Below are 10,519 nucleotides of genomic sequence, written 5' to 3'. Positions count from 1 at the left end.
GCGGTTGATGCGCACCACGATCTCAAAAATCTCTTTGGTCAATTTGGGCGACAGGCCCAAGCTGGGCTCGTCCAGCAAGATCAAATCGGGGTTGGCCATGAGGGCGCGGCTGATCGCCAACATTTGCTGTTGCCCCCCCGAGAGCAAGCCTGCGTCTTGCGCCGCCCGTTCACGCAAGATGGGAAAGTAGTTGAACACCGCTTCCATGTCGCGGGCCACGCCGTCGCGGTCTTGGCGGGTGTAGGCGCCCATGAGCAAGTTGTCACGGATGGACAGCAGCGGAAACACCTCGCGCCCTTCGGGCACGTGCATCAGGCCGCGTTGCACGATCAGGGCCGGATCTTGCGCCGTGATGCTTTGGCCCTTGAATTCGATCGAACCCTTGCGCGGGTCGATGATGCCGCTGATGGTTTTAAGGATGGTGGTCTTGCCCGCCCCGTTGGAGCCCAGCACGGTGGCAATTTCGCCCTGACGCACTTGCAGGCTGACGCCGCGAATGGCTTTGATCGGGCCGTAGGCGCTTTCCACGTTGAGCAGCTTGAGCAAGGTCTTGTCGGCTGCGGCATCGGTAGCCGGGTTCAGGCTTTGGATGACAGCAGTCATGCGGCACCTCTGGGCAGGTAGTTTTCACGGCGCAGGTTGGACACATCGTCCGTCGAGCCCAGATAGGCCTCTATCACCCCCGGGTCGCTTTGCACTTCGCTGGGTGTGCCGGTGGCCAACTCTTCACCCTGACTCATGGCCAACACGCGGTCAGACACTTTGGAGACCAAACTCATGTCGTGCTCCACCATGAGCACGCTGATGCCCAGCTCGTTTTGGATGTCCGAAATCCAGAACGCCATGTCTTCGGTTTCCTCGACATTCAGGCCCGAAGAGGGTTCGTCCAACAACAACAGTTTGGGCTCGGTGCACAAGGCCCGCGCCAACTCGACCACTTTGCGCACGCCGTAGGGCAAGCCCGCGACCATTGAATCGCGGTGGTGTTGCAGGTCCAGAAAATCGATGACCTCTTCGACCTTTTCACGCGCCTCGATCTCGGCCGCGCGGGTTTTGGCGCTGAAGAACATCTCGCTCCAGACCCCCGTCTTGCGGTGGGTGTGACGGCCAATCAGCAGGTTTTGCAGCACGGTGGCGTGCTCGAACAATTCAATGTTTTGGAAGGTACGGGCAATGCCCAAGCTGGCAATTTGGTGCGGCGGCTGCTCGGTCAGGCGCAGCGTGCCCTGTGGCCCAGCGTAGTCGATCACACCGGTGGTCGGCGTGTAGATGCGGCTGATCAGGTTGAACACGGTGGTCTTGCCCGCGCCGTTGGGGCCGATCAGGGTGAACACCTCGCCGCGCTTGACGTCAAAGCTGACCTTGTTCACGGCCAGCACGCCGCCAAAGCGCACGCTCAGGTCTTGTGCGGATAAAAGAATGTCTGCGTTCATTTCAGGCGGTCCGATTTCTGGAATGATTTTTGGCGTTTGAACAGGCCTCGGCGGTAAAACGGAAACAGTTGGAACCAGGTTCGGATCTTGAGCCATCGGCCGTACAGCCCCATGGGCTCAAACAACACAAACCCGATCAAGACCAGGCCGTAGACCGTGCCCTGCAGCCCGGCTGCGCCACCAATGGCGGCGGGCAAAAAGTCTTTCGCCATCGCAATCAACTGCGGCATCACGATCAAGAAAATCGCGCCCAAGAAGGCCCCATGGATGGAGCCCAAACCGCCAATCACCACCATCAAGAGCAGGTCAATCGACTGGATGATGCTGAACTGCTCGGGCGAGAGGAACTGGATCTTGTGGGCGTACAAAGCGCCACCAATGCCCGCCAGTGCGGCCGACAAGGCGAAAGACAGGGTTTTGTAACGCGCCAAGTGAATGCCCATGCTTTGCGCTGAGATTTCAGAGTCGCGAATCGCCACAAGGGCGCGCCCCGTGGACGAGCGCAACAAATTGACGATGGCCAGCGTCGCGCCCACCGTGATGATCAAGCACAAAAAGTAAAAGGCCTCTGTGCTGTCCAGCGTCCAAGCGCCCAGTTGCGGGGCGCTGACCATCAGGCCGGCATTACCGCCCGTGACGCTTTCCCAACGCGCCATGCCCTCTTCGACGATGAAGCCAAAAGCCAGCGTGGCCATGCCCAGGTAGATGCCCTTCACGCGCAAAGCGGGCAAACCCACGGTGACCCCGACGCTGGCCGAGAACAAACCGGCGCACACCAGTGCCAGCGGAAATGGCACGCCGGCATTGACCATGACCGCCTGGGTGTAAGCCCCCACGCCCAAAAACGCGGCATGGCCAAGCGAAAACAAACCGGTGAAACCGGCCAACAACATCAGCCCCAGGCCCACCACAGAGTAAATCAAGACAAAGGTCAGTTGGGCCAGCCAGTACTCGGCCACCACCCATGGCGCAGCCACCAAAAACACAGCCAGCAAGCTGTACCAAAAGACATGGCCCCCGTGTTTGGCCAGGGTGATGTCCTGGTTGTAGTCGGTTTTGAAAATGAAACGCATGGCTTGACCTTAGACTTTCTTGCGCAGTTGCTCGCCAAACAAGCCATTGGGCTTGAGCACCAGCATGAGCAACACCACGATGTAAGGGGCGATGTCCTTGAAGCCTTCGGGCAGGTAAAAACCCGACAAGGACTCCACGATACCGATCACCAGCCCCCCCACAATGGCCCCTGGCAAACTGCCGAAACCGCCCACCACAGCAGCGGGAAAGGCCTTCAGGCCGATGAAGCCCATGTTCGCGTGGACAAAGGTGATGGGTGCCAAAAGCAAACCCGCTATGGCCGCCACTGCGGCAGCAAGACCCCAAACCAAACCATTGATGCGCTTGACCGGTATGCCCATGTAATAAGCGGCCAATTGGTTTTGCGAGGCCGCCTGCATGGCGATGCCCAGCTTGCTGTACTTGAACATGGCAAACAAGCCCAAACACAAAACGCCCGTGGCACCGATCACCACCATTTGCTCGGCCGCGATCACCAAGCCACCCAAGCGCAAGACTTCACCCGCATAAGGCACAGGCATGGTGTGGGTGTCGGTGCCCACATCGGGGATCATGGTGATCAAGCCGCGCAATGTAAAACCCACGCCAATCGTCAGCATGACAATCGAGAAAGCCGGTTGCCCCAAGATGGGGCGAATGACCAGGCGCTCCAGCATGACCCCAAAAATACCCATGGCGGCGATGGCCGCAGGCACAGCGATCCAAAAAGGAAAGCCCAACAGCGTCATGACCGCCAAGCCGGCAAAAGCCCCCACCATCATCAGATCGCCTTGGGCAAAACTCACCGTCTCGGTGGCCTTGTAAATCAACACAAAACCCAGGGCAATGAGTCCGTAAATACAGCCCTGGGCCACACCGCTGATCAGCAGTTGCAGCAATTGCACGCCTGTCTCCCCATGTTTATTTTGGCCTTTGAAAGTCCTGCGGCCTTGGACTTTGAACACGCTTTTTGCGGTCAAAGCATTTGCGAACGACCGTGCGATTGTGCATGTCTTACCCGAGACTTTCCCTAGGGGTTGTCCCCCATTCAAAGCCATGCCTAAGGCTTCAATATGCCACCATGACACACGCCATACGCATCGGATCGGGACTGGGTTTCTACGGCGACAACTGGGAGCCCGTGGTGGCCAGCATCGAGCGCGGCCAAGTGCAGTTCATCGGCAGCGACCACCTGGCCGAATTGACGCTGGCCATTTTGCAAAAAGACCGCCAGCGTGACCCATCCCTCGGGTACGCGCGCGATGTCGTGCCCATGCTGCTGCGCCTGTGGCCTTTGATGCAGCCGCGTGGTGTGCGCTTTGTCTGCAATGCAGGCGGCCTGAACCCCATGGGCGCGGCGCAAGCGGTGCGCAGCGCATTGGCCACGGCAGGCTGGCACCCGCGCATCGCGGTGCTCAGTGGCGACGACGTGCTGCCCTTGCTGCAAGAGCCGTCTGACGCCCCGGATGCCATCGATCGCTTTGACCACATGCTCGAGGGCAGCCGCCTGGCCAGCGTGCGCGAACGCCTGGTGTTTGGCAACGCTTATTTGGGCGCACAACCCATCGCCGATGCGCTGGCGCACGGGGCCGACATCGTGATCACCGGGCGCGTGGCCGATGCGGCCCTGTTTTTGGGGCCGCTGGTGCATGCGCTGGGTTGGAAACTTGCCGATGCCCAAACGCCCGAAGACTTTGACCGCTTGGCCCAAGGCCTGACGGTGGGGCATTTGCTGGAGTGTTCGGGCCAAGGCAGCGGCGGCAATTTTGGCAGCCAAGGCGATTGGCAAAACATCCCGGATCTGGCGCACATCGGTTACCCGATCGCCGAGGTCTGGGCAGACGGCACCGCCGTCATCACCAAAGCGCCGGGCACGGGTGGCCTGGTGAACTTTGACACCGTGCGCCAGCAACTGCTGTACGAGGTGCACAACCCGCATGCTTATTTTTCACCCGATGTGGTGCTGGACATGGGCCAGATTCAGTTGCACGACGAAGGCCAGCACCGCGTGCGCTTGAGCGGTGCCCGGGGCAGCCCACCCAGCGACCAGCTCAAAGTTGTGGCCGGTTTTCACGACGGCTTCAAGGCCGAGGTCAGTTGGGGCTTTTCCTGGCCCGACGCGTGGGACAAGGTGCAGGCGGCCCAGGCCATGGTGCGCAGCCAGTTGCAAGCGCGGCAAATGCCTTTTGACGCCTTGTTCGTGGAGTACCCCGGCTTGAACTCCGCCCATGGCCCCTTGGCCCCCCTGCCTCCTGCGGCCGAGCTGAACGAGCGCGCCGAAATCTGGGTGCGCATGGTGCTGCGCACACGCTCCAAAGCGGTGGCCGATGGCTTTGGCCGCTTGTTCCCCTGGATGGCCTTGAGCGGTCCGGCCTTCACCTGCGGCTTTCAAGGCATGAACAGCGCCAGCGCTTTGCTGGGCATCTGGCCCACCTTGGTGGCCCGCCACCGGGTACAAGCCCGCATCGACTTTTTGGAGCCCGGCGCATGAGTAGCCCGCAGCTTGTGCACATCCCGATCGCCCGCATCGCCCATGCCCGCAGTGGCGACAAAGCCGACTGGGTGGACTTTGGCCTGTTTGCCTGGAACGAGGCGGGTTACCACCTGCTGGCGCGCGAAGTGACGGCGGCCAAGGTTCAGGCGCACTTTGCACCCTGGCTGCCGGGTCAGGTGGACGCTTGGCCGCTGCCCAACATCTTGGCGCTGAAGTTCGTGCTGCATGGCGCTTTGCAAGGCGGCGGTGCCCGCAACCTGCGCCTGGACAACTTGGGCAAAGCCATGGGCGCGGCCTTGCTGCGTCTGCACATTGATGTCGGTGCCGAAGAATTGGCACTGGCACAAAAAAGCCCCCGCAGGGGCTGGTGGCCAACGGATTAAGGCCGGACATGCATCGGCGTGTTCACCTCACACACGCTCGATGATCAGCGCAATGCCCTGACCCACGCCAATGCACATGGTGCACAGCGCGTAGCGGCCAGCGGTTTGCTGCAATCGGTTGATGGCGGTGGTGACCAAGCGCGCGCCCGATGCACCCAAGGGGTGGCCCAGCGCAATCGCGCCGCCCCAGGCGTTGACACGGGCGTCGTCGTCTTTCAGGCCCAGCAAGCGCAACACGGCCAGGCCTTGCGCGGCAAAAGCTTCGTTCAATTCGATCACGTCCATGTGGTCGATGGTCAAACCCGTTTGCGCCAGCACCTTGAGGGTGGCGGGGGCCGGGCCTATGCCCATCACTCTTGGGGCCACACCGGCCGTGGCCATGCCCACGACACGGGCCTTGGGCGTCAGGCCGTTTTTGGCGGCAGTGGCTTCATCGGCCAGCAGCAAGGCACACGCGCCATCGTTCACGCCCGAGGCATTGCCTGCGGTCACTGTGCCGTCGGGGCGCACCACGCCTTTGAGCTTGGCCAATGCCTCCAAGCTGGTGGCGCGCGGGTGCTCGTCGGTGTCCACCCATAGGGCATCGCCCTTTTTCTGGGGAATGCTCACGCCCACAATTTCACGCGCCAAATGACCGGCCTGGATGGCGGCAAGCGCATGCAATTGGCTGTTGTAGGCCATCAGGTCTTGCGCTTGGCGTTCGATCTTGTAATCGGTGGCCACGTTTTCGGCGGTCTCGGGCATCGAATCGACACCGTACTGGGCTTTCATCAGCTTGTTGATGAAGCGCCAGCCAATGGTGGTGTCGTACACCGCGTTGTTGCGGCTGAAAGCCGTTTCGGCTTTGGGCATGACAAACGGCGCACGGCTCATGCTTTCCACGCCGCCCGCAATCATCAAACCGGCTTCACCCGCCTTGATGGCGCGTGCAGCCGTGCCAATCGCGTCCAAGCCCGAGCCGCACAAACGGTTGATGGTGGCACCGGGCACGTCGATCGGCAAACCGGCCAGCAAGCTGCTCATGTGGGCCACGTTGCGGTTGTCTTCCCCGGCTTGGTTGGCACAGCCGTACAAAACGTCGGTCACGGCGGCCCAGTCCACTTTGGGGTTGCGCGCCATCAAAGCGCGCAGGGGCACAGCGCCCAGGTCGTCGGTGCGCACGCTGCTCAAGGCACCGCCATAACGGCCAAAGGGGGTGCGCACGGCGTCACAAATGAAGGCTTGTTGCATGAGATGGGTCTCTTGAGGGTGGGTGGTTTGCACCCTGCGGCGCAAAAAAGGGGAAGCTTGAGATTTTAGGGCGCTTGACGGGACTGAACTGACGAGGCCTGTTGCTGACGACTGGGGAACACGTTGGGCGTTGGGCGTTGGGCGTTGGGCGTTGGGCGTTGGGCGTTGGGCTGGGAGCGGGTTCGGGGTGTTTATCCGCAAGGCGGGATGGCGGCGCTGGCCGGGCTCAGAGGCGCTTCGCTTTGCCACATCGCCCGACCAGCGCCACCATCCCGCCTTGCTCGGGCATTGATGATGAATGCCCTGTCGCGTTTTGAACCCTCGTGAACACGCCCACGTGAGAGGCTGGGGTGCGGGGCCGGGGCGATGTGGCAAAGCGAAGCGCCTATGGCCCCGCACCCCAGCCTCTCACTCCCCCAAGCCATAACAACAACCAACACTTGAGACACAATCCAAGACATGCTGATTCAACCTTCACAAGCCGATGTCCGGCGCTTTTTTTGCGGTGTCTATGTCAAGGCCAAAACCGCCGAGACGCTTGAACCCATGGAAATGCTCGTCAGCCAATGGATCGACGAACACCCTGAGTACCATGCCGAACTCTCGGACGTCGATGCCGCCCTGGCCAACATGCTAAAAGCCGACCCCAGCCGAGACAACCCGTTTTTGCACCTGTCCATGCACCTGTCCATCAGCGAACAATGCAGCATCGACCAACCCCGGGGCATTCGCCAAGCGGTGGAACTGCTCACGCACCGGCTCAACTCGCTGCACGACGCGCACCACCAGACCATGGACTGCTTGGGCCGCATGGTGCATGAAAGCCAGCACTCGGGCCGCATGCCCGATGGCGAGGCCTACATCGCCTGCGTGCAGCGCCACGCCACGCGAGACTGACACCGCCGGGCTGGTCCGAAAAAAACCCGCCAAGGCGGGTTTTTTTTCGGGGAGGGGTCAAAACCTCCAATCAGCGAAAACGCGACTGAGGAACCACTCTCAACTCACCCGGCAATGAAGCAATATAGGCCGAGATGGCTTTCAACTCGGCGTTGGTGTACTGCTTGGCAATGCCGCCCATGACACCATTGTTGCGGCCCCAGGTGGCCTGGTTTTCAACCTTGTACGACTTCAGCGCGACGTACAAATAGTCTTTGTACTGGCCGCCCAACTTGGGATAGCTGGGGTCGATGGGTTGGTTGAAATTTTCACCGTGGCAGGAAACACAAGCGCCCTTTTGCAGCAACTCTGACACCTTGGCGCTGGCGGCCTTGGGCAGCTTGCTGGCAGGGGCGATGTTGCCGTGCTGCTCGTAATAAGCGCCCAAATCGGCCATGTCCTGCTCGGACAGACTCTCGGCAATACCGCGCATGGTGGGGTGCTTGCGCTCACCCTTTTTGTACGCATTGAGCGATGAGACAATGTACTTGGCGTTTTGACCCGAAATCATCGGCACGCGGACCACCTCAGGAAAGCTGGCTTTGTAGCCTTGGATGCCGTGGCAACCAATGCACATGGCAATTTTTTGCTCGCCTGCTTTGGCGTCGCCCTTGATCTCTTGGGCATGTACGGAAAAAGCGGTCACTGAAGAGACAGCCAGGGCAAAGATCGAGGTCAACAGCTTGTTCATTTTGCTCACACAATCCAAATGATTGATAAAAATCAACTGCGGATTATATCGGCCTGACCCTCATAATCCTGACAAATCCTTTCACCCATTCAGAGATCTTGTTGTTATGAAATTCCAGGGAACCGAAAATTACGTGGCCACCCAAGACCTGATGCTGGCTGTCAACGCCGCCATCACGCTCAAACGCCCTTTACTGGTCAAAGGCGAGCCAGGTACCGGCAAGACCATGCTGGCCGAAGAGGTGGCCCAATCGCTGGGGCTGCCCTTGCTGCAGTGGCACATCAAGTCCACCACCAAGGCGCAACAAGGCCTGTACGAATACGATGCCGTGAGCCGCTTGCGCGACAGCCAACTGGGCGAAGAAAAGGTCAAAGACATCCACAACTACATCATCCAAGGCGTGCTGTGGCAGGCCTTCACCTCAGAGACGCCGGTCGCCATCTTGATCGATGAGATCGACAAGGCCGACATCGAATTCCCGAACGACTTGCTGCGCGAGATCGACCGCATGGAGTTTTATTGCTACGAGACACGCCAGCTGATCCAAGCCAAAACACGCCCTTTGGTGTTCATCACCTCGAACAACGAAAAGGAATTGCCAGACGCCTTCTTGCGGCGCTGCTTTTTTCACTACATCAAGTTCCCCGAAGCGGACACGATGCGCCAGATCGTGGATGTGCACTTCCCAACGCTCAAGAAAGACCTGCTGGCCCTGGCCCTCAAGACTTTTTACGACGTGCGCGGCCTGCCGGGCTTGAAGAAAAAACCCTCGACCAGCGAGCTGCTCGATTGGCTCAAATTGCTGGTGGCCGAAGACATTCCCCTTGAAGCCCTGCAAAGCGCCGACCAGAAGGTTTCGGTGCCGCCCTTGGTGGGCGCTCTGCTCAAAAACGAACAAGACGTGACCTTGTTTGAAAAACTGGTCTTCATGAACCAACGCAACCGTTGAGCCCATGCCTGCTTTTGCCGCACCCACCACACTGCGCGGACAGCATGTTCGACTCGAGCCTCTGCAGGCCTTGCACACGGCCGACCTGAGCGAGGCGGTGCGCGATGGCCAGCTGTGGCAGCTCTGGTACACCGCCATTCCAACACCCGAGGGCATGGCGCACGAAATTGAGCGCCGTCTGAGCCTGCAAGCCCAAGGCAGCATGTGCCCGTTTGCGGTGATCGACCCGGCCACCGGCCGCGCTGTGGGCATGACCACCTACATGCACATCGACGCAGGCAACCGCCGGGTCGAAATCGGCTCGACCTGGTACCGCCAAAGCGTGCAACGCACCCCCCTCAACACCGAAGCCAAACGCTTGCTGCTGGGCCATGCCTTTGAGCAGCTGGACTGCATCGCGGTGGAATTGCGCACGCATTTCTTCAACCAGCCAAGCCGCCGCGCCATCGAACGCCTGGGCGCCAAGCTCGATGGCGTTTTGCGCAGCCACCAAATCAACACCCACCCTCTGAGCGCTGGCGCACTGCGCGACACCTGTGTTTACAGCATCATCGCCAGCGAATGGCCCAATGTGCGTGCGCACCTGGACTTTCAATTGAGCCGCTCTGCCCCAAAGGACACCCGGTCATGCTGATCGATTTTTTCTACACCCTGCGAGCTGCCAAGCTGCCGGTTTCGGTGCGCGAGTACCTGACCCTGCTCGAAGCCTTGCAGGCCAATGTGGTGGGCCCGGCCTCTGAGGCCTGCAGCATCGACGATTTTTACCACCTGTCCCGCACCGTGATGGTCAAAGACGAAAAGCACTTCGACAAGTTCGACAAGGCTTTTGGTGCCTACTTCAAGAGCGTGGAGATGCTGACCGACTTCACCAAAGAAGTCCCGCTCGACTGGCTGGAAAAAATCTTGCAAAAAGAACTCACGCCCGAGCAAAAAGCCGCCATTGAGAAGATGGGCTGGGACGAGTTGATGGACACTTTAAAAAAGCGCCTCGAAGAACAAAAAGAACGCCACGAGGGCGGCAACAAGTGGATCGGCACCGGCGGCACCTCGCCTTTTGGCAATGGCGGCCACAACCCACAGGGCATTCGCATTGGTGGCAAGGGCGGCAACAAAAGCGCCGTCAAGGTTTGGGAGCAACGCGCCTACAAAGACTACGACGACCAACAAGAGCTGGGCACGCGCAACATCAAGGTGGCGCTGCGCCGCCTGCGCCGCTTTGCCCGCGAGGGCTCGGTGCAAGAGCTGGACCTGGACGGCACCATCCGCAAAACCGCAGCCAACGCGGGCTACCTCGACATCCTGATGCGGCCGGAGCGGCACAACAACGTGAAAGTGCTGCTGCTCATGGAC

General features: G+C 60.2%; 11 protein-coding genes and 1 pseudogene. 6 read left to right on the top strand and 6 right to left on the bottom strand.

The annotated features are described in order from the left end of the window. From ACIQ39_RS16470 to ACIQ39_RS16455, 4 genes are all read right to left on the bottom strand, one after another. The coding region (locus ACIQ39_RS16470) for an ABC transporter ATP-binding protein (protein ID WP_396435687.1) at positions 1-603 on the bottom strand (603 nt) is incomplete at its 3' end. Beyond that, a complete protein-coding gene (locus ACIQ39_RS16465; RefSeq protein WP_396435686.1) occupies positions 600-1,433 on the bottom strand; it encodes an ABC transporter ATP-binding protein in 834 nt (277 codons plus the stop codon). The genes ACIQ39_RS16465 and ACIQ39_RS16470, both read right to left, overlap by 4 nt. Continuing rightward, on the bottom strand, positions 1,430-2,506 hold the full coding sequence (locus ACIQ39_RS16460; RefSeq protein WP_396435685.1) for a branched-chain amino acid ABC transporter permease: 1,077 nt from the start codon (positions 2,504-2,506) through the stop codon (positions 1,430-1,432). The genes ACIQ39_RS16465 and ACIQ39_RS16460 overlap by 4 nt, the downstream gene beginning before the upstream one ends. A gap of 9 nt (positions 2,507-2,515) precedes the next feature. Continuing rightward, positions 2,516-3,391, bottom strand: coding sequence for a branched-chain amino acid ABC transporter permease (locus ACIQ39_RS16455; RefSeq protein WP_396435684.1), 876 nt, complete (start codon positions 3,389-3,391; stop codon positions 2,516-2,518). Between the two features lie 176 nt (positions 3,392-3,567). Between ACIQ39_RS16455 and ACIQ39_RS16450 the strand changes: the two genes are divergently transcribed. Next, on the top strand, positions 3,568-4,977 hold the full coding sequence (locus tag ACIQ39_RS16450) for an acyclic terpene utilization AtuA family protein (protein ID WP_396435683.1): 1,410 nt from the start codon (positions 3,568-3,570) through the stop codon (positions 4,975-4,977). After that, positions 4,974-5,363 carry a hypothetical protein gene (locus ACIQ39_RS16445; protein ID WP_396435682.1) on the top strand — a complete coding sequence of 130 codons (390 nt, stop codon included), beginning with the start codon at positions 4,974-4,976 and terminating at the stop codon, positions 5,361-5,363. Before ACIQ39_RS16450 ends, ACIQ39_RS16445 begins: the two co-directional genes overlap by 4 nt. A 27-nt stretch (positions 5,364-5,390) precedes the next feature. Here the strand turns inward: ACIQ39_RS16445 and pcaF are convergent, their stop codons facing one another. Beyond that, complete coding sequence (gene pcaF, locus ACIQ39_RS16440; protein ID WP_396435681.1) at positions 5,391-6,593, bottom strand: 3-oxoadipyl-CoA thiolase; 1,203 nt, start codon at positions 6,591-6,593, stop codon at positions 5,391-5,393. Positions 6,594-7,055: 462 nt separating this feature from the next. On the opposite strand from pcaF, the gene ACIQ39_RS16435 reads away from it, so the two are divergent. Continuing rightward, the gene (locus ACIQ39_RS16435; RefSeq protein ID WP_396435688.1) at positions 7,056-7,490 is read left to right on the top strand and encodes a DUF1841 family protein; all 435 of its coding nucleotides are present in this window, start codon (positions 7,056-7,058) and stop codon (positions 7,488-7,490) included. Positions 7,491-7,560: 70 nt separating this feature from the next. Here ACIQ39_RS16435 and ACIQ39_RS16430 read toward each other — a convergent pair whose 3' ends face one another. Further along, positions 7,561-8,220 (bottom strand): c-type cytochrome, encoded by a 660-nt coding sequence (locus ACIQ39_RS16430; protein ID WP_396435680.1) that lies wholly within the window; start codon positions 8,218-8,220, stop codon positions 7,561-7,563. A gap of 106 nt (positions 8,221-8,326) precedes the next feature. Here ACIQ39_RS16430 and ACIQ39_RS16425 point away from each other — a divergent pair, with 106 nt between their 5' ends. The 3 genes and pseudogenes from ACIQ39_RS16425 to ACIQ39_RS16415 all read left to right on the top strand — a co-directional run. Beyond that, complete coding sequence (locus ACIQ39_RS16425; protein ID WP_396435679.1) at positions 8,327-9,169, top strand: AAA family ATPase; 843 nt, start codon at positions 8,327-8,329, stop codon at positions 9,167-9,169. 4 nt (positions 9,170-9,173) lie between these two features. Continuing rightward, a complete protein-coding gene (locus ACIQ39_RS16420) occupies positions 9,174-9,803 on the top strand; it encodes a GNAT family N-acetyltransferase (RefSeq protein ID WP_396435678.1) in 630 nt (209 codons plus the stop codon). Further along, positions 9,797-10,519 (top strand): annotated as a pseudogene (locus ACIQ39_RS16415) (hypothetical protein); the annotation flags it as partial. The gene ACIQ39_RS16420 and the pseudogene ACIQ39_RS16415, both read left to right, overlap by 7 nt.

The sequence above is a fragment of the Limnohabitans sp. genome, from assembly GCF_044361645.1.
GTDB lineage: Bacteria > Pseudomonadota > Gammaproteobacteria > Burkholderiales > Burkholderiaceae_C > Limnohabitans_A.
This window is presented reverse-complemented; position numbering and strand designations above follow the sequence as displayed.

Bases quoted from the DNA above. Each gene is read 5' to 3' on its own strand.
- ACIQ39_RS16445 (WP_396435682.1), top strand. From the start codon at position 4,974: ATGAGTAGCCCGCAGCTTGTGCACATCCCGATCGCCCGCATCGCCCAT.
- ACIQ39_RS16420 (WP_396435678.1), top strand. From the start codon at position 9,174: ATGCCTGCTTTTGCCGCACCCACCACACTGCGCGGACAGCATGTTCGA.
- ACIQ39_RS16450 (WP_396435683.1), top strand. From the start codon at position 3,568: ATGACACACGCCATACGCATCGGATCGGGACTGGGTTTCTACGGCGAC.
- ACIQ39_RS16425 (WP_396435679.1), top strand. From the start codon at position 8,327: ATGAAATTCCAGGGAACCGAAAATTACGTGGCCACCCAAGACCTGATG.
- pcaF (WP_396435681.1), bottom strand. From the start codon at position 6,593: ATGCAACAAGCCTTCATTTGTGACGCCGTGCGCACCCCCTTTGGCCGT.
- ACIQ39_RS16430 (WP_396435680.1), bottom strand. From the start codon at position 8,220: ATGAACAAGCTGTTGACCTCGATCTTTGCCCTGGCTGTCTCTTCAGTG.
- ACIQ39_RS16465 (WP_396435686.1), bottom strand. From the start codon at position 1,433: ATGAACGCAGACATTCTTTTATCCGCACAAGACCTGAGCGTGCGCTTT.
- ACIQ39_RS16460 (WP_396435685.1), bottom strand. From the start codon at position 2,506: ATGCGTTTCATTTTCAAAACCGACTACAACCAGGACATCACCCTGGCC.